Source organism: Lujinxingia litoralis (assembly GCF_003260125.1).
GTDB lineage: Bacteria > Myxococcota_A > Bradymonadia > Bradymonadales > Bradymonadaceae > Lujinxingia > Lujinxingia litoralis.
Genome location: NZ_QHKO01000003.1, coordinates 488,384 through 506,277 on the forward strand (window position 1 = coordinate 488,384; position 17,894 = coordinate 506,277).

Consider the following 17,894-nt stretch of genomic DNA (forward strand, 5'->3'; position numbering starts at 1 on the left):
CGGCGCGACGACGATGATCGTATGTACCTCTTGAGTCCCTGAAGGAGGGTACCTTGAAAGATATCTTCAGCTTCTTCGAAAAGCCCAAAGACCCGTTAAGCTTCAGCGCGATTCGGGTTGGAATCGCCAGCCCGGAGAAGATCCGCGAGTGGAGTCACGGCGAAGTTAAAAAGCCTGAGACGATCAACTACCGCACCTTTAAGCCGGAGCGTGATGGCCTCTTCTGCGCCAAGATCTTCGGTCCGGTTAAAGACTACGAGTGCATCTGCGGCAAGTATAAGCGCATGAAGCATCGCGGCGTGGTCTGCGAGAAGTGTGGCGTGGAGGTGATTCAGTCCAAGGTGCGTCGTGAGCGCCTGGGACACATCAACCTGGCCACTCCGACGGCGCATATCTGGTTCCTTAAGAGCCTGCCCTCGCGCATCGGTAACCTGCTCGATATCACGCTTAAGGATCTGGAGAAGGTCCTGTACTGCGTGGCCTACATCGTCACCGACCCGGGCTTTACGCCCCTGTCGAAGGGCGAGGTGCTCTCCGAGCAGAAGTACATGCAGTACCTGGAAGAGTACGGCGATGTGTTTGAGGCGCGTATGGGCGCCGACGCCATCAAAGATCTTCTGGCTGAACTCGACATCCTGCGCATCGCCGAAGAGCTGCGCGCGGAGATGAAAGAAGCGACCAGCCAGGCCAAGCGCAAGCGCATCGCCAAGCGCCTCAAGATCGTGGAGGCCGTGCGCGACTCGCAGAACCTTGCCGAGTGGCTGATTCTCGACGTCATCCCGGTGCTGCCGCCGGATCTGCGTCCGCTGGTGCCGCTGGACGGGGGGCGCTTTGCGACCTCGGATCTCAACGATCTGTACCGTCGGGTGATCAACCGCAACAACCGACTCAAGCGCCTGCTCGATCTGCACGCGCCGGAGATCATCATCCGCAACGAGAAGCGGATGCTCCAGGAGGCGGTCGACGCGCTCTTTGATAACGGTCGCCGTGGCAAGACGATCACCGGTCCGAATAAGCGCCCGCTGAAGTCGCTCTCGGACATGATCAAGGGCAAGCAGGGCCGCTTCCGCCAGAACCTTCTCGGGAAGCGCGTGGACTACTCGGGACGCTCGGTCATCGTGGCCGGCCCGGAGCTTAAGCTCCACCAGTGTGGTCTTCCCAAGAAGATGGCCCTGGAGCTCTTTAAGCCCTTTATCTACAACCGTCTCGAAGAGAAAGGGTATGTGACCACCATCAAGAGCGCCAAGAAGATGGTGGAGCAGGAGCGCTCCGAGGTCTGGGACGTTCTCGATGAGGTGATCAAAGAGCACCCGGTGCTGCTCAACCGTGCGCCGACGCTGCACCGTCTGGGGATCCAGGCGTTTGAGCCGGTGCTGATTGAGGGTAAGGCGATCCGCATTCACCCGTTGGTGTGTGTGGCGTACAACGCCGACTTCGACGGCGACCAGATGGCGGTGCACGTGCCGCTCTCGCTGGAAGCGCAGATGGAAGCCCGCGTGCTTCTGCTGAGTACGAACAACATTCTCTCGCCGGCTAACGGTGGTCCGATCATCGTGCCGACGCAGGACATCGTCCTGGGTTGTTACTACATGACCAGCGAGCGTCCCTTTGCCCGGGGTTGCTACCGGGAGAATGAGCAGGGGCATCCGATTCAGGGGCTTTACGCGAACTTCGAAGAAGTGCGCATGGCTCACGATTCCGATGAGCTCGACCTGTTGGCCAAGATCAAGGTGCGCCATGAGGGCGAGATCGTGGAGACGACCTGTGGTCGGGTGCTCTTCTACGAGATCATGCCCAAAGAGCTGCCCTTCTCGCTGGTGAACCGCTCGTTGACCAAGAAGGCCCTGGCTCACGTGGTCGACACTTGTTACCGGATGGCGGGCAACAAGATGACGGTTCTGGTGGCCGATGCCATTCGTACGATCGGGTACACTTACGCGACGATGGCCGGGATTTCGGTCTCGATCGGTGACATGCAGATCCCGGGCAACAAGTGGACCGTGGTTGATGCGGCGCGCGAAGAGGTCAACGAGATCCAGGCGCAGTACACCGAGGGTCTGATCACCGACGGTGAGCGCTACAACAAGGTCGTTGACATCTGGGCCAACGCTACCGAAGAGGTGGCCAGCCAGATGAGCAAGGAGATCTCGACGGAGAAGTTCGTCGATAAGGTCACCGGCGCCGAAGAGGTGAGCAAGTCGTTTAACCCGGTGTTCATTATGGCGGACAGCGGGGCGCGTGGTTCCGCGCAGCAGATGCGTCAGCTCTCCGGGATGCGTGGTCTGATGGCCAAGCCCTCCGGTGCGATCATCGAGACGCCGATTACGGCGAACTTCCGCGAAGGTCTGACGGTGCTCGAGTACTTCATCTCGACGCACGGTGCGCGTAAGGGTCTGGCCGATACGGCGCTGAAGACGGCGAACTCCGGTTACCTGACGCGTCGTCTGGTCGATGTGGCCAACGATTGCGTGATTGTGGAGTTCGATTGCGGCACGCTCGACGGCATCGATCTGACCGCCCTGTACGAGGGTGGTGAGGTGATCGAGCCGCTGGCAGCTCGTCTGCTGGGTCGGGTGGCGCTGGAGCCGATCTGGGATCACAACGACGAGATGCTCATCGACGCCAATGGTGAGATCGATGAGGACACCGCCGAAGCGATCGAGAACTCGGGCATCGAGAAGGTGCGGGTGCGCTCGACGTTGACCTGTCAGTCGGAGAACGGGGTTTGCGTGCGTTGCTACGGTCGCGACCTGGCGCGTGGCCGCATGGTCAACGTGGGTGAGGCCGTCGGAACGATCGCCGCGCAGTCGATTGGGGAGCCGGGAACGCAGCTTACGATGCGTACCTTCCACATCGGTGGTATTAGCTCGCTGCGCGTTGAGCAGTCGGCCCACGAGGTGCGCTTCAGCGGGAAGGTGCGCCTGATCAACGTGCGTCTGGTCGAGCGCGATGAAGCCGGCACCAAGGTCAACGTCGTGATGACCCGTAACGGGGAGGTCTCGATCGTTGATGATCAGGATCGCGAGCGTGAGCGTTATCCGCTGGTTTACGGTGCGCGCCTCTACTACAGCGACGGCGACATGATCGAGCAGGGCGCGACCCTGGCCGAGTGGGAGCCCTTTGCGACTCCGGTGCTCACCGATGTGGCCGGTCTGGTGAAGTACGAGGACATCATCGAAGGCGTCTCCATGGAGGAGCGCGTCGATGCCGACACCGGTCTCTCGCGTAAGGTGATTATTGAGAGCCGCGATTCCAGCGTGCGCCCGAAGATCTCGATTCGCGAAGACAAGAAGGGCGGCAAGATCCTCTCGAGTCAATTCTTGACGGTGGGTGCGGCGATCTTTGTGAACGAAGGTCAGCCGGTGGAGCCCGGTCAGATTCTGGCGAAGATCCCGCGCGAGACGACCAAGAACAAAGATATTACCGGTGGTCTGCCGCGTGTTGCCGAGCTCTTTGAGGCGCGTAAGCCCAAGGAACAGGCGATCATCAGTGAGATCGATGGCATCGTCTCCTACGGTCGGGAGACCAAGGGTAAGCGCACGGTCATCGTGACCCCCGATGTTGGTGATCCGAAATCGTACAAGATCCCCAAGAACAAGCACATTACGGTGCTTGAGGGCGACCGCGTGCGTGCCGGTGAGGCGTTGATGGAGGGTTCGGAGAACCCGCACGACATCCTCAAGGTCAAGGGTCGCAAGGATCTGGCGAAGTACATCGTGGACGAGATTCAGGAGGTGTACCGTCTCCAGGGCGTCGGGATTAACGACAAGCACATCGAGGTGATCGTGCGCCAGATGCTGCGCAAGGTGCGCATCGTCGAAGTGGGCGACAGCGATTTCCTGACCGATGAGCAGGTGGAGCGCGCGGAGTTTGAATCGGTCAACCGCAAGCTCGTAGAGAAGGGCGGTCGTCCGGCAGTGGGTCAGGACCTCTTGCTCGGGATCACCAAGGCGTCGCTGTCGACGGAGAGCTTCATCTCGGCGTCGAGTTTCCAGGAGACGACCAAGGTGCTTACCGAGGCGTCGCTGGCGAGCAAGGTCGATTACCTGCGCGGCCTCAAGGAGAACGTCATTATGGGCCGTCTGGTCCCGGCGGGAACCGGCGCCACGCAGTATCAGAAGCTGCGTCACCGGGTGGAGTCTCCGGAGGAGCTTCCCGATGCCATCAAGCGTCGCTTCGGCACGCTGGATGAGGAGATGGCCGCCGGCGAGTGATCGCCAGCGTACGAGTTCGCTCCGGTGAGGGGCGGCTCGTGCTTTTCGGATCAAGGCGCCGACGGCACTTTCCTTAGCGCGAGGAGAGGGCCGTCGGCGTTTTTGATTTCGGGCGTGGTCCGGAAGGGCTATGAGGCGGGGGTTGTTCCAAGGGGGCGGAGGTTGCTGAAGGGGCGAAGATCCGTAGGTTTAGAGCAGGTGCGTCCCGCACAACGCAGCGCACCAGGCTTGAGGAGCGACGATGAGCGAAAAGAATCAAGAGTTGAACGATGATGAGTACGCCGCGCTCCTGCGCGATCTCGAAGGGCGGGCGTCTTCGCCGGGCGTGTCGACCTCTGCGGAGGGGGCATCGGAAGCGGGGGCGGATGAAGATTTAGAGGCCTTTCTGGCGTCGCTGGAAGACGATGCGGAGGCTCGTGCCGAGAGCGGCGTGAAGACAGCGACCGCCGAGCGGGCCGAAGATCCTTTTGCGGGGGAGTTTGAAAAGCTCGCCAAAGAGAGCGACCTGGTGGTGGCCGAGGAGCAGGAAGAAGAGAAGAAATCCTGGTCAGCGCGTCGGGCCGAGAAGAAGGCCGAGAAGCAGGCCGAGAAGGATGCGGCCGAGGCGGCGCGTCAGGCCGAGAAGCAAGCCGCGGCCCAGGAGAAGGAAGCGGCGAAGGCGGCCAAAGCCAAGGCCAAAGAAGAGGCCCGACAGGGACGCGGGGTGGGGCAGCGGGCGCTGCGGATGATGGGGCGGGTGGCGCTGTGGTACGGGCCGGCGCTGGTGCTGTGGTGGGTTGTGGGAGCGTTGATCGCGCCCTGGGTTTCGGCCGGGTGGTTGATCGCGGCGATGGTCACGATGTTTGTGTTCGGATTGCCGGCGCTCTGTAAGCGGGTGTTTCAGCGGGGGACGTACCGGGCCTGGACGCTGGGGGTATCGTTGATCGGCCTGGGGGTGGCGTTGGTGCCCTGGCCGCAGAGCGCGGGGGAGAAGCTCGCGCATTACGGCTACTGGCCATCGGCGGTGGTGGCCGAGGTGAGCGGGCAGCCGGTCGACAGCGCGTTGGTGCGGGCGCATGCCGGCGTGTCGGAGTTTGTGGGCGGGTTGCTTACGGCGGACGACGTGGACTGGAAGGCGTACCGCCTGGGGACGGATCTGCCGCTGGGGACAGTGGCGCCGGAGAGCGGCGAGCCGGGCGCGAGCGAAGCCGGGACGGAGGCACCGGCGCCGGAAGCGCCGGCGTCGGAGGCACCGGCATTGGAGGCACCGGCTTCGGAGGGAAGCGGCGCCAGTCCGAGCTGGCTCTAAGGCCGGGGCAGGCGCTTAGTCAGCCGGGGAGAAGAGCGCGTCGAAGGAGGTCAGGGTGAGGTGGTCGTGCTCGGGAAGGGGGGCGTTGCCCGGGCGCAGGGCGATGCGCGTTTGCATCCCGGCTTCGCGGGCAGCGATGGCCTCGTGAAGGTTGTCGGTGACGAAGAGCACGTCAGCGGTGGGGACGCCGATCTCATCGGCGATATCCCGGTAGCTTTGGGCGACTTTTTTGGGGCCGGTGGTGGTGTCGAAGTAGCCGGCGAGCAGCGGGCGGAGGTCGCCTTCTTCGGTGTGGCCGAAGAGGAGTTTCTGGGCGGCGACGCTGCCGGAGGAGTAGATGTAGGTCGGGAGCTTTGCTTCGTGCCAGCGTCGCAGTGCGGTGAAGACGTCGGGGTAGACCGAGGCGGTGAGGGTGCCGGCGGCGTAGCCGTCTTTCCAGATTTTTCCCTGGAGGGACTTCAGGCCGGTGGTCTTTCGGTCGGCGTCCATCTGCCAGTGGATGTTGGCCAGGGCGGCCTGGCGCAGGGTGTCGGCGTCGCCGCGGTCGGGGATCTGTGGGGCGTCGGGGAAGTCGCCGGCGGCGTCCTGGCGGGCCTGGTCGCGTAGCAGGGCGATGTCGTCCTGGACTTCCGGGCGCTCCCAGGCGCTTTTGAGGAAGGCCTCGGCATGAGCGCGAGCGTAGGGGAAGAGGACGTCGTAGACGAAGGTCACCGGGGTGGTGGTGCCTTCGATGTCGAGGAGGGCTGCGCGGTAGGAGAGTGTGGTCATGAAAGGGGGCTCACGGATGGGGTTCTGGATGTTTTAGGGGGCGGTGCGGTCCTGGTGCTCGACCGACGATGTTCTGGAGGTGGCGTCGACGCAGGGGGAGACCGGCTCGGTGCTGCGGGCGGCCAGGGTTTCGTAGGCTTTCAGGTCGCCGCGCTGGCAGGCCAGGCCGGCGAGCTCCTCGAAGGGGCGAGCCTGGTCGGAGCGTGCGTAGGGCTGGCCGCCGTTGACGAAACAGGCGGAGAGGGAGAGGGCGAGGGTCGCCAGGGTGACGCGAACACGAGGTGAGAGCATGGGCAGCCGGGGATAAGGGCCCTGGGATTGACCCGGGGAGAATTTCACAGGGCGGGGGCTTTGTCATCTGGATCGGCTGGGCGTCGCTGCGTCGATGCGCATCTTTAGAAGAGGTCAGGGTTGAGACGGAGGGGGAGACCAGGAGTGGGTTATGGGACAGATGTTCGGGTATGTGTGCAGCGACGATAGCCTCAGCGGCGCGTTGATGGAGGAGGTGGGAGAAGTGTTGCGGGCGGTAGCGCCACGCGCGCGCGCCGGGCTGGGGCTGGGCTGGGTGCAGGGGGGGCGAACGCTGGTGCGGAAGCACCCGGGAAAGCGGGCCACCGGAGCCGATCTGCCGGCCTTGATCGGCGATCTGCGAAGTCGAGCGGTGGTGGGGCATGTGCGCGAGAGTGCCGAGGGCCGGGTGCCCACCGGAGCGTTGCAGCCCTTTCGCGCGGGGAAGTGGGTGTGGTGTCAGGAGGGATTCGGGGAGGCCAGCGCCGAGGAGTATGCGGCGTTGCGGGAGTGGGTGCCGGAGCACCTGCGCCAGCGTTTGGGGGGGCGGGCGTTGGCGGAGGTGATGTTTCTGGCGTCGTTGGGGGAAGTGGCGCCGGCCTGGAATCGCGCCGGGGAGCGGGAGCGCTGGGAGGCGGCGGCGCGGGCGATGTGTCGGGTTTTGTGGGGAGCCCGGGAGCTTCTGGGAGGTGGCGATCGGGGTGGGGCGGCGTTGGTCGCCCGGGGCCGCGGGATGGTGGCTGTGGCGTTGGGGTCGCCGCTGTGGGTGCGCCAGGTGGAGGGGTTGGCGGCGGTCGGGGGGCGGCGAGCGGAGGAGGTAGTGGAGCGGGTGGGGAGGGAGCGCTTTCGGGCGGTGCTGGTGGTAAGCGGGCCGGATCCTGGCGTGGGCTGGTCGTGTCTGGGGCCCGGGGAGGTGCTTCGGGTGGAGGAGGGGCTGGAGCTCATCCGAACTCCTTTTGAGGCGATGTTGCCCGAGCATTAAAAAGGCCCTCGCCGAGAAGTTCCTCGGGAGGGTTCTTTAAAAAGGTGATGTGTTTCAGTGGGTTAGAAACGTCCGTCCAGGTGCAATCCCGTGTAACCCTTGCCCAGGGCCGGGCTCAGGCTCACGCCGACCGGCTCGGCCTGGCGGGCCTCCCCGGCGAGCCAGGGCCAGGTCAGGAGGACGGCGCCGCCGGCCAGGGTGGTGGCGCCCAGGATGGTGAAGGTCAGCCCCATGGGGGCGGTGTTGTAGAGGGTGGGGCAGCGGGAGTAGGCGGTGCCATCGTCGCAGGTGGCTTTGCCCTGCTGGGCGGTGAGCAGGATACCGGCCACGGTGAGCATGGCGCCGGTTCCAACGGCGGCCCAGCCGTAGGCCAGGCGGCGCTCCTCGATGTGGTCGACCAGACCGTTACCCCGGGAGACGACCACGCGCTGGGGAGCCGGCGCCCCGCTGAGGTGCACGCGCACCATGATCAGGTCGGGGGATGACTCGCTGACGATGATGGTCTCCCGCAGGTCACGGTGGGACTCCGAGGCGAAACGCAGCTCCTGCTGGCCGGGCTCCACATCCAGGGTAAGTTCGCCCTGGCCGACGTTTTCACCGTTGAGAAAGACGGTGGCGTCGGCGGGGACCACACTCACGCGGAGGCGCTTGTGGCCGGGAGCGGCCGGGGCCTCCGAGGAGGTGTCGAGGGCCTCGGCCCGCGGGGGCGCACCGCGTTCTTGAAGGTTGAGCGTGGCGAGGTTGGCCACGATGGCGGTGCGCACCTGCTGGACGACTTCGGCGCGGCCGCAGAGCTCGCAGACGCCGCGGTCTTCGACCAGCGCGGTGCCTTCGGCCAGCTCAAAGATGTCGAGTGACCAGGTGTAGATCTGGCCTTCTTCGCTCAGCGTCAGGCGCAGGCCGGCCTGTGCGCCGGTGGATTCCCCGGCGCGGATGAGGCAATCGGCGGTGAAGCAATCGCGGACAACCGGGTTGAGCTGGGAGCGCACCCGGGAGACCGGGATGTAGCTAAAGCGCGAGTTCTGCTGGAAGGCCTCGGAGATGCCCTGGTCGAGGTCCTCGCGCAGGGGAGCGTTGACGGAGGCGCCATAGCTGGTCTGCAGGCCGGCGACGACCTGCGCCTGGGCCTGGTGGGCCAGCCCCAGGGTGAGGGTGGCGGCCGAGGCAATGGCGAACACAAGCGGTTTAAGAGAAGCCATGGCTTAACCGGGGGTGGAGGCGAAGGTGTCGATGATGTCGACGTGCTCGCAGCGCTCGGCGACGGACTGGCCAAAGAAGCGCGAGGCGGTCTCGACAAAGCCTTCGGGAAGATCGGTGAGCAGGAAGCGATGTTGACCGGGGTCGGTCGACGTGGTGGCGAGCTGAAGCCTGGCCAGGGTCTCTCGGAGCTCGGTGGCGGTGGCCGTGGCGCTGTCGAGAAGTTCCACGGGGTGAGGCGCAATCCGGGAGATGACCTCGGAGATGGCCTGGCGTAGCAGGGGGTAGTGAGTACAGCCGAGGATCATGGTGTCGATCGGGGAGCGGGTCAGTGGCTCAAGGTAGTGCTGGAGGACCTCTTCGACGACCGGTCCCCGGGTCCAGCCCTCTTCGGCCAGGGGCACGAGCAGGGGGCAGGCTATGGGGTGGACGTGGGCATCGGGGCGAAGATTCATCAGCGCGCGCGTGTAGCTGTGGCTGCGCACGGTGGCGCGGGTGCCGATCAGCGCGATGTGTCCGGATTGAGAGCGGGCGGCGGCCAGGGCGGCGACCGGCTCAACGACGCCGAAGACCGGGATGTCGAGAGCGTCCTGGAGGGCGGGGAGCGCGTAGGCGGTGGCGGTGTTGCAGGCCACGACCAGGGCTTTGATGTTGCGGTTGACCAGCAGGCGAGCGGCGTTGAGGGCGTAGCGGCGGATGGTCTCGGCGCCGCGATTGCCGTAGGGCACGCGGGCGGTGTCGCCCAGGTAGAGGAGGTCTTCGTGGGGGAGAGCCTCGACCAGCGCGCGCATGACGGTGAGGCCGCCGACGCCGCTGTCGAAGACGCCAATGGGGCGGTGGGCGTGGGGATGCATAGGTACTCGTCGGGTCAAGATGCCGGTGGTTTGCGAGCCGGAGCTCGTCGGGGGCGCACGATAAGCCGGGGCGCAGTGGGAGACCAGCTTTTTTAGGTGGTGGTCGGCGGCCAGAGTCTTGAAGGGGGGCGGTCCGGCGGGCTAGGGTGAGCCCCGAGAAGAACGGGTGACGTTGGGGTTGAAGGCGCGGCCCTCGTGCGTGCATCGCGCGCGAACATGGAGAGGTTCGCCCGCCAGAAGCAGGAGTTGTGGTGAGTGAAGGGAAAGAGTCGGAGCAAGAGGGCAGCGGGTTGACCGGGAAGTTGGGTCTGGCCGCCGTGGGGGCGCTCCTGATGGTGTTGGGGTTGCTCGCCGGGCTGGGGAGCTTTTCGGAGCTCGGGCAGGCGCGTCAGCTCGATCGCGGTGTGATTCAGCGCATCGGTGGGGCGCTGCCCGGTGGAGCGCTGCTCCGCGGTGAGGTCGTCTCGGCCGGGGAGGTGTTTAGGGCCACCGGTCATGACGCGCCCTGCGTGTATCACCTTCGGGAAGAGTATAAGCGCCAGGGCTCCGGGTCGGATAAGAAGAAGTGGCATCGCGTTTTGAGCAAGGCCAATCGGGCGCCCTTTACGCTCAAAGATGATAGCGGCCAGGTGGCGGTGCACCCGAACAAAGACGTGAACTTCCGGGTGGAGAAGGTCTACGAGGAGCGCACCGCGGACCGGCGTATTGAAGAGTACTGCCTGGAGGTAGGGGCCACGGCCACGGTGATGGGGATGGTGCGGCTGGAGCGCAGCCGGACCTTTGTCGACTTTGAGAACCTCGAGGGGCTCAAGCCGGCGATTGTCAGCGGGAGTGGGGAGCGGGCCCGGGCCGATGCCTCGTTGGTGAGTTATGTGTTTGTGCTGGTGGCGCTCTTGTTGGTGGGGCTGGGCGTGTGGGCGCTCTTTAACGGACTGGGATTTGTCTCGGTGGGTGGTTTTGTCAGCCTGATGACGGTGGTGATGCTCCTCTTTCTGAGTGTTCTGGGGCTGCGTCTGACTCTTCAGGAGCTGAAGCAGAATCAACAGACGATCGAGCAGGCCCGGACGGCCACCGAGGAGGTCACCCGCGATCTTCTGGGAAGCGCGGCCAAGGGATGGAAGCTCGACTGGGCGCATGCCTGGAATTACGACGCGGCTCCCTTCAAGAGCCTCAGCCGGGCGGAGCGGGAGCGGGTGCAGCTGATGCGCGCGAACCTGGCGACGATGGTGGAGCAGGCGCGTCGTTTTCAGAGCCGGCCGCCGGAGGTGTTGTTTGCGCTGGCGCTGGGGTATGCGCGTCCGGCCGAAGTGGTGCTTAATGCCGAGGAGACGGCGCTGAAGCCCGACGTGGAACGCGTCTGGCGTCGAGGATTGACGGTGGGACAGGCCCTGCTCGGCGGGCTTTTGACCGGGTTGCTCGGGCTTCTCTTTAGCTGGCTGGGGTTGCGCGAGATCCGGGGGCTGCGCGTCTCGCGAAGCCTGCCCACGCCGGCGGTCGAGGCGGTGGTCTACGGCACGACCGAACTCAAAGGGCGCGTCGAAGTGCATCCGGACCATGGGACGGTGCTCTCGCCGCTGAAGCAGCGGCCCTGCGTGATGTACACCGAGGCTCCTCAGACGCTTGATAAGCGTGGGGATGGCAAGAAGAGCGGCGTGGGGACTCGCAGCTATGAGGCACGGCCCTTTTACTGCGTCGACGCGACCGGCAAGATTCTCATTGAGCCCGATGGCGTGGAGTTGCTCACCGACCATCATGAAGAGCGCAAGGTCGGCAAGGATGACAAGCAGGAGTTCTGGCGTCTGGAGGAAGGCGACGAGATCTATGTGCTGGGCACGGCCGTGGTGGAGGAGGGCTCTTACACGACGTTGAAACTGGGGCGGGGAGCCGGCGAGGTGCCTTTTATTATCAGCACCTGGAAGGAAGCGCGGGTGCAGCGCTCCAAGGCAAAGAAGGGCACCGGGCTGCTGGCGGTGGGGGTGGTCGGGGTGATCGGGGCCGCGCTGAGTGTGCTGGGGATGGTCATGACCTTTTCGCCGTTGATGTTCACCGGTGGGGCAATGGTGGTGTGCGCCTGGGCGCTGGTGATGCCGGTGATCTTTTTGTTCAACGACATGGTCTTCATGCGCCTGCGGGTGGATCGGGCCTGGGCCAATATCGAAGTTTCGCTCAAGAAGCGTTTTGATCTGATCACGGCGTTGGAAGAGATGGTGCGCGGGATGTTTGATCATGAACAGGCGCTCCACCAGGCGGTGAGTTCGGCCCGGGAGCGCCGCGAGCGCCTGTCGAAGAGCCGGGAAGGGTTGGAGGCGGTGGCCGAAGAAGAGGAAGTGCTGGCCCGGCGGATGATGGGAGTACTGGAGTCGTATCCCGAGCTGCGCAGCGACGAGCAGGTTGCGCGTCTGGGGCAGGCGCTCCGTGATGTGGAGAATGAGCTCATGCTCATGCGCTCGGGCTACAACGAGGCGGTGACCTTCTATAATACGCGTCGGGAGCGTTTTCCGCAGAAGCTGGTGGCCGCTCCGATGGGGTTTGTCGGGCGTCCGCTCTGGGATGAGCGCGAGCAGGCGGTGTCGGGGGTGGGCCAGGGCTGAGGGGCCGGGACGTAGCTGGTGGTTTTCAGCGCTGAAGGGCTGTGCTAATTTTCGCTCGATATGAACCCTGCCGGTCGACTGGTCGCCGGCGCCGCTCAAGAGGTCGGAGTCCTGCATGCTGATTGGCTACAACAACGACGTGGAGCACCGCGGGAAGACGTTTCATATTCAGACCGAAGATCGGGGCTCGAGTACCGACACCATTGAGACGCAGCTTTTTCATGGCGGGGCGATCCTCGATACACGGATCACCAATTACGCCGAGTTGATCGTGGGGCTCACCGGTAAGACGCGCGACAAGAAAGTGAAAAGCGCGATGCAGGCGAGCCACCGCACCCTCTACAAGAAGCTGCTCTCTGGCGAGTACGACCATATGGTGGGGTTGGAGCCCCAGGGAGAGGCGGTCGAGGAGGACGTGGAGGCCAAGACCGAGGTCTTTAACCCCTCGCAGGAGCGGGTGCCGGCCGCGGCGCTGGCGGTTGAAGAAGGTCAGGCGGAAACGCTCGAAGGGCTCGGTGGCGATGGTCATGTGGGGCTGTCTCAGCTCAAAGATAAGTTGGCCAATCTCAAGGAATCCAGCGCTTCGGTGGTCGATGAGGCCGAGGTTGAAGCGCCGGTGCAGGAGAAGGCCGGGCGTCGCCGTGGTCGAGAGCTCTCGGGCCGCTTTAATGTGCATGAGCTCAAGGCCGGTCTGGCGCGGGCGGCCAAAGGGCCGTCGGAGCTCCCGTCGACCGGTGTGGCGGCGTATAACGGGCTCGATCCGATCGACGAAGATCTCTCGTTGACCGAGCTTGTAGAGGCGTTCATTCACCGATGAGCGCGAGTCCGGCAGAGGTTGCCTCAGGATGAGTGTGACCGGGGAACGTTTCCATTCATGATCGCATTGTATGACGTCATTATCCCGGGCGCGTTTGCCGGGGGGGCAGTGTCGCGCGCGCTGACCTGGCGAGTGGAAGCCGGGCAGTGGGCCGAGGTCGTGGGTGGCGCCGGCAGTGGCAAGAGTGCGCTTTTTGAGGTGCTCACGCTGGGGAGTTTGCCGGCGAGTGGGCGCCTGGTGGTGGCCGGCCGGAACCTGGATCGGGCGGGACGAGGGGGACTGGCGGCGGTGCGTCGCGAGATCGGGGGATGTGCGCAGTGGCCGCAGGTGCTGGCGGAGCGCACCGTGATCGAGCACGCGGTGTTGCCGATGGTCGCCCGTGGGCAGCAGGGGCGCGCGCTGGTCGCGGCCGAAGAGGCGCTGGGAGCGCTGGGTCTGGACGCCTGTCGGGAGGTCTGTGGCGCGGAGCTCTCGGCGCAGCAGCGGGCCTTGCTCGGTGTGGTGATGGCCACTGTGGGGAGGCCGAAGCTCGTTGTGGTCGACGCAGTTCAGGAGGGGCTGGAAGCCGCGTGGCGTGGGCGGGTGCTCTCGTGGCTCTGGCAGCTTAAGGAAGGGGGAAGCACGGTGGTCGTGCTGGGGCGCCGCCCCACCAGTCGTGCGCGTGAGGGGGAGGTGCTCCGTCTGGGCGGGCTGGAGGTTGTGGAGGAGGCGTCATGTTGAGGTCACCTTTGATCGGGCTGGGAGCCCGTCGGATCTGGACGCTGGGGGTGGTCCTGGGGCTGGGGGCGCTGCTCTGGTGGGGGGGCGTGGTGTGGTTGGGCAGCGCGCAGCTTCGCCAGGCCCAGGAGGGCGGGGCCGGGCACTACTGGCCGGCGGTGTACGTGGAGGCGCAACCGGAGGAGGCCACCCTGGAGGCGTTGATCGCGGAGCTTGAGGGCTGGTCGCGGGTGAGCGCGGTGCATCGACGTGAGCCGGCCGAGAGCATGAAGGTGTTGAAGCAGCGCCTGGGAGAGGAGGAGGTGCGTCGGATGGGGGTCGAGGCCGCCATGCTGCCGGTGATCCTGGAGGTTGAGCCGGCGGTGATGCCGGGCCGCTCCATGGAGCTTGTGGCTCAGGTCGCGGCGCTGGAAGTTCGGGAGGAGGTGGTGGCCGTGGATCTTCCCGAGGCCCGGGCGCTGGAGGCGGTGGCCGCGTGGAAGGTATTGGGCGGCGGGCTCTGGGCGGGCTGGTTGCTGGGGCTGCTCGGGGGTGTGCTGGGGCTGGGGGGCCTGCTGTGGCGAGTGCGCGAAGATGAGCGTGCAGAACAGGCGATGTTGGAGCGTTTCGGGGCCTCGCAGGTCGCGTTGAGTCGACCCACGTTGGTGAGAGGCCTGGTGGTGGGGGCAGCGGCCGGGGTGGCCGCGGCGCTGGCGACGGTGGTCAGTCTTAATGCGTTGCGCGGGGCGCTGGAGCCGCTCTTGCTGGACGCCACGCTGGGGGCGGGGGCCGCTGTTCCGGTGATGATGCTCCAGGTGCTGGGAGGCGGGCTGGCCGGCGCTCTTGCCGGCTGGGTGCTGCGGCGCCCGCAGCGGGGAGACTCGAAGAGGCCGGTGCGTGAAGGAGCGCTGCGTCCGCTTCTGGAGTGGAGGTCGTGATGGCAGGTCGAGAGAGCACACCATGGCGCGCGCTGAGTCTGGGGGCGCTTCTTGTGTTGAGCGTCTTTGTGGGAGGCGATGCGTTGGCCGGATCCGGGAGCCCGGGAGGCGATTGGCTTGAGGTGCTGGATGCCCGAGAGCGCGAGGTGCTGGCACTGGAAGATGCGCTGGAGCGTCAGCGCGCGCAGGCCCGGACGATCGATGGCAGCGGCGACCTGGTGATGGCCGATGAGCGCGCGGTCTGGCGAGCGACCCGGGGGATGCGTCGCCAGGTGAGCGAGCGTCTGGCCTTGTGGGATGCGGCCGATCGGCAGGCGGCTCGACAGGCAGTGTGGCAGCCTCCGGCCGATGCCGACCGTCTTTCTCGCCTGTTGCAGCTCAGTGAGACCGGGGCGCTGGAGGAGAGCATCGGCGACGATGTGGGTACGCTTAAGGAGCTGGCGCAGGGGGTGGAGCGCGGCGCCGAGCTCCTGGTCTGGCGCACCGCGCTCGACGTGGAGTTGGCCGGCGATGCGGCTAAATTGGCGACCCGTAAGGCGGAGCGCCAGCTGTGGATTAAGCGGGCGCTTAAAGATGGTGGGCGAGGGCTGAGCGGGGCTTTTGTGCAGGCGGCTCAGGCGCTGGAGGAGGCCGGGGAGTCGATGCCGGAGAATCCTTCGACGGCAGATTTTCATCGCAAGAAAGGGGCGCTGGTCCCGCCGGTGAGCGAAGCCGCGGCCCATCTCTTTGGACCACGCAAGCTGGAGGGCTCGCAGACCCTGGTGCGCCATACCGGGTTGACGTATCGGGTGGAGGCCGGCACCGATGTGCGGCCGGTGTCGTCGGGGCTGGTGGTGTTTGCCGATCGCTTCACCGGCTACGGTCGGCTGGTGATCGTGGACCACGGCGGGGGGTATCACTCACTCTACGCGCATCTGGGCGCGGTGGAGGTGGCAGTCGGACAACGCGTGGGGCGTGCCGATGTGCTGGGGGTCAGCGGGGAGAGCGGGAGTCTGGAAGGACCGAAGTTGTATTTTGAGCTGCGTGAGCGCGGACGAGCCATCGATCCGAGCCCCTGGTTTGTGACGCGCTGAGAGTTGGACGTGGAGGTGTGCGTCGGTTGCTGGGCTGATGAGCGATGCGATCGGGCGCATGATAGGCCGTTGATCCCGAGGTCGGACGGCGGCGATTGAGGTTGAGATGTTTGAAGCAAAGCGCGTGGCTGTGGTGGTGCCGGCTTACTGTGAGGCGGCGATCTTGCCGCGAACGCTGGCCGGGCTCCCCGCCTACGTTGATGATGTGATCGTGGTCGATGACGGTTCGCCGGACGCCACCTTTGAGGTCGCCCGGGGGCTGGCGGCCCGGGAGGCGCGGGTGGAGGTGGTGCGTCTGGGCTTCAACTACGGGGTGGGGCGGGCGATTGTGAGCGGTTATGAGCGCGCGCTGCAGCTGGGGGCCGATGTGGTTGTGGTGATGGCGGCCGATGATCAGATGGACCCCCGGGATCTGCCCGATGTGATCGCGCCGGTGGCTCGTGGCGAGGCGGATTACGTCAAAGGCAATCGCCTGCGCCATGACGAGATCGGTCGGATGCCGCCCCTGCGCCGGGCGGGCACCTGGGCGCTGGGGAGATTGACCAGCGTGGTCAGCGGGCTGGAGGGCCTGGAAGATACGCAGTGCGGCTACACCGCGATCGGTCGAGCGATGTTGGAGCGGCTGCCGCTTGGCGAGCTCTACCCGCGCTATGGTTATCCCAACGACATGTTAATTCGGCTGGCCGAGCGCGGCGCGCGGGTGGCGCAGCCGGTGGTGCGGCCGGTGTACGCCGATGAGGTCTCGGGGTTGAAGATCACCAAGGTGATCGGGCCTATCAGCGGGATTTTGATGCGGGGAGCCTGGCGGCGCTGGACCGGGCGGGGCAGCAGCACCCGGGCGGCGGCTCGGCGCGCGGCGCCGACGCGGTTGCCGGTGGCGCCGCCGCCGGTGGTGGGGGCGGTCGACTCGGGCGAGGCGTTTGGCGCTGCGGCGGAGTGAGGTCCGGGGATGAACCTGGTGGTTCTGACCAGCAGCTACCCGCGCTTTGAGGGGGACGGTGCCGGGGCTTTTGTGGCCCGGTGGTGCGAGAGCCTGGTCGCCCGGGGGCATCGGGTGAGGGTGTTGTGTTTTCGCGGTCCGGAGGCTCGGGGAGGCGTGCGGCGAGGGGTGGATCTGCGATTTGTGCCCTATGCTCCGCGGCCCTGGGAGCGCCTGTTTTTTGGGCAGGGAGGGCCGGAGAACCTGGAGCGAGAGCCGGGGCTGGCGGCGTTGGCCGTGCCCGCGGTAGCGGCCATGTTCGGAGCGGCGCTGGCCGAGGTACGCCGGGAGCGATGCGACCGGGTGGTGGGGCACTGGGTGTTGCCCGGTGGGCTGGTGGCCCGGGCGGTGGAGCGGGTGACGGGGGTGCCCTCGGCGATTGTGGGGCATTCGGGAGGGGTGCATGCGCTGGGTGGGTTGCCGGCTGCGGTGAGCGCGCGTCTGGCGCGCGCGGCGCTGGCCGGCCCGCTGACGATGAGCAGCGCTCCTCTGGCCGCGACGCTCGCCAGGCTGGCCGGTGCGCCGGGGCGAGGCGGGGCGACGCCGGTGGCGCCCATGGGCTACGACGGGCCGGCACCTGAGGGCGCCCCGGGAGTTGATGCGTGGCGGGGAGATGGGGCGTTGCGGGTGGGGTTTATGGGGCGTCTGGTGCCGATAAAGGGCGTGGATCGCGCGATACGCGCCGTGCAGGAGCTACGGTCGGCGGGGCTGGATGTCACGCTGGAGATCGCTGGCGAGGGGGCGGAGCGCCGGCGTTTGGAGCGCCCGGGCGGGGAGGAGGGTGTGTGCTTCAGGGGGCACTTAAGCGGCGCGGAGAAGGCTTCATTCCTGCACCGGTTGGACGTTTTTGTGATGCCCTCTCGCCGCATGGCGTCGGGGCGTCACGAGGGGATGCCCGTCTCGCTGCTGGAGGCCGCCGGGGTGGGGGCGGTGCCGGTGGTAGGGGAGGTGCCCGGGGTGGAGCGGTGGCTGGCCGAGCCCGACTGGCAGGTGGCGCAACGCGCCGATGAGCTTCGCGGCGCGTTGCGACGGGTGGCCGAACTCAAGGCTCGGAGCCCCGAAGGCTATCTGGCGCTGCGGGCGCAGACGCGCGCACGGGTCGAGAGTCTGTGCTGGCCAGCCTATGCGGCGCGTTGGGAGCGCTGGCTGGAGTCGCCGCAGCGGGGGTTCTGGGACGCGCCAGGCGCTGTGGCCGTTGAGGGTTGAGGT

Annotated in this window: 14 protein-coding genes; 10 read left to right on the plus strand and 4 right to left on the minus strand. The window is 66.1% G+C overall.

Translation table 11 applies throughout. The features are described from left to right. Positions 1–53: 53 nt before the first annotated feature. Positions 54–4,214, plus strand: a complete 4,161-nt coding sequence (gene rpoC, locus DL240_RS09355) for a DNA-directed RNA polymerase subunit beta' (RefSeq protein ID WP_111729613.1) — start codon at positions 54–56, stop codon at positions 4,212–4,214. A 241-nt stretch (positions 4,215–4,455) separates the two neighbouring features. After that, on the plus strand, positions 4,456–5,502 hold the full coding sequence (locus tag DL240_RS09360) for a hypothetical protein (protein WP_111729614.1): 1,047 nt from the start codon (positions 4,456–4,458) through the stop codon (positions 5,500–5,502). A 15-nt stretch (positions 5,503–5,517) separates the two neighbouring features. On the opposite strand, the gene mtnC is transcribed toward DL240_RS09360, so the two are convergent. Both mtnC and DL240_RS09370 read right to left on the minus strand, forming a co-directional pair. Continuing rightward, positions 5,518–6,270, minus strand: a complete 753-nt coding sequence (gene mtnC / locus DL240_RS09365) for an acireductone synthase (protein ID WP_111729615.1) — start codon at positions 6,268–6,270, stop codon at positions 5,518–5,520. A gap of 33 nt (positions 6,271–6,303) precedes the next feature. Then, entirely contained in the window at positions 6,304–6,561 is a 258-nt protein-coding gene (locus DL240_RS09370) for a hypothetical protein (RefSeq protein ID WP_111729616.1), read from the minus strand. Positions 6,562–6,712: 151 nt separating this feature from the next. Here DL240_RS09370 and DL240_RS09375 point away from each other — a divergent pair, with 151 nt between their 5' ends. Next, a complete protein-coding gene (locus tag DL240_RS09375) occupies positions 6,713–7,540 on the plus strand; it encodes a class II glutamine amidotransferase (RefSeq protein ID WP_111729617.1) in 828 nt (275 codons plus the stop codon). Positions 7,541–7,602: 62 nt separating this feature from the next. On the opposite strand, the gene DL240_RS09380 is transcribed toward DL240_RS09375, so the two are convergent. Continuing rightward, entirely contained in the window at positions 7,603–8,739 is a 1,137-nt protein-coding gene (locus tag DL240_RS09380; protein ID WP_111729618.1) for a PEGA domain-containing protein, read from the minus strand. A 3-nt stretch (positions 8,740–8,742) separates the two neighbouring features. Continuing rightward, a complete protein-coding gene (murI, locus tag DL240_RS09385; RefSeq protein ID WP_111729619.1) occupies positions 8,743–9,591 on the minus strand; it encodes a glutamate racemase in 849 nt (282 codons plus the stop codon). Positions 9,592–9,842: 251 nt separating this feature from the next. On the opposite strand from murI, the gene DL240_RS09390 reads away from it, so the two are divergent. From DL240_RS09390 to DL240_RS09420, 7 genes are all read left to right on the plus strand, one after another. Then, positions 9,843–12,182, plus strand: coding sequence for a LemA family protein (locus tag DL240_RS09390; protein ID WP_111729620.1), 2,340 nt, complete (start codon positions 9,843–9,845; stop codon positions 12,180–12,182). A 115-nt stretch (positions 12,183–12,297) separates the two neighbouring features. Continuing rightward, positions 12,298–12,999 (plus strand): RomY N-terminal domain-containing regulatory protein, encoded by a 702-nt coding sequence (locus DL240_RS09395; RefSeq protein WP_111729621.1) that lies wholly within the window; start codon positions 12,298–12,300, stop codon positions 12,997–12,999. Between the two features lie 57 nt (positions 13,000–13,056). After that, complete coding sequence (locus DL240_RS09400; RefSeq protein WP_111729622.1) at positions 13,057–13,719, plus strand: ATP-binding cassette domain-containing protein; 663 nt, start codon at positions 13,057–13,059, stop codon at positions 13,717–13,719. Beyond that, a complete protein-coding gene (locus DL240_RS09405; protein ID WP_146618207.1) occupies positions 13,713–14,633 on the plus strand; it encodes a hypothetical protein in 921 nt (306 codons plus the stop codon). The genes DL240_RS09400 and DL240_RS09405 overlap by 7 nt, the downstream gene beginning before the upstream one ends. Beyond that, the gene (locus DL240_RS09410) at positions 14,633–15,706 is read left to right on the plus strand and encodes a murein hydrolase activator EnvC family protein (RefSeq protein ID WP_111729624.1); all 1,074 of its coding nucleotides are present in this window, start codon (positions 14,633–14,635) and stop codon (positions 15,704–15,706) included. Before DL240_RS09405 ends, DL240_RS09410 begins: the two co-directional genes overlap by 1 nt. Before the next feature lie 106 nt (positions 15,707–15,812). Next, entirely contained in the window at positions 15,813–16,646 is an 834-nt protein-coding gene (locus DL240_RS09415; RefSeq protein ID WP_111729625.1) for a glycosyltransferase family 2 protein, read from the plus strand. Between the two features lie 9 nt (positions 16,647–16,655). Then, positions 16,656–17,891, plus strand: a complete 1,236-nt coding sequence (locus tag DL240_RS09420) for a glycosyltransferase (protein ID WP_111729626.1) — start codon at positions 16,656–16,658, stop codon at positions 17,889–17,891. Positions 17,892–17,894: the final 3 nt, after the last annotated feature.

Bases quoted from the DNA above. Each gene is read 5' to 3' on its own strand.
- DL240_RS09400 (WP_111729622.1), top strand. From the start codon at position 13,057: ATGATCGCATTGTATGACGTCATTATCCCGGGCGCGTTTGCCGGGGGG.
- DL240_RS09360 (WP_111729614.1), top strand. From the start codon at position 4,456: ATGAGCGAAAAGAATCAAGAGTTGAACGATGATGAGTACGCCGCGCTC.
- DL240_RS09420 (WP_111729626.1), top strand. From the start codon at position 16,656: ATGAACCTGGTGGTTCTGACCAGCAGCTACCCGCGCTTTGAGGGGGAC.
- DL240_RS09405 (WP_146618207.1), top strand. From the start codon at position 13,713: ATGTTGAGGTCACCTTTGATCGGGCTGGGAGCCCGTCGGATCTGGACG.
- mtnC (WP_111729615.1), bottom strand. From the start codon at position 6,270: ATGACCACACTCTCCTACCGCGCAGCCCTCCTCGACATCGAAGGCACC.
- DL240_RS09375 (WP_111729617.1), top strand. From the start codon at position 6,713: ATGGGACAGATGTTCGGGTATGTGTGCAGCGACGATAGCCTCAGCGGC.
- DL240_RS09380 (WP_111729618.1), bottom strand. From the start codon at position 8,739: ATGGCTTCTCTTAAACCGCTTGTGTTCGCCATTGCCTCGGCCGCCACC.
- DL240_RS09370 (WP_111729616.1), bottom strand. From the start codon at position 6,561: ATGCTCTCACCTCGTGTTCGCGTCACCCTGGCGACCCTCGCCCTCTCC.
- DL240_RS09415 (WP_111729625.1), top strand. From the start codon at position 15,813: ATGTTTGAAGCAAAGCGCGTGGCTGTGGTGGTGCCGGCTTACTGTGAG.
- DL240_RS09395 (WP_111729621.1), top strand. From the start codon at position 12,298: ATGCTGATTGGCTACAACAACGACGTGGAGCACCGCGGGAAGACGTTT.
- DL240_RS09410 (WP_111729624.1), top strand. From the start codon at position 14,633: ATGGCAGGTCGAGAGAGCACACCATGGCGCGCGCTGAGTCTGGGGGCG.
- murI (WP_111729619.1), bottom strand. From the start codon at position 9,591: ATGCATCCCCACGCCCACCGCCCCATTGGCGTCTTCGACAGCGGCGTC.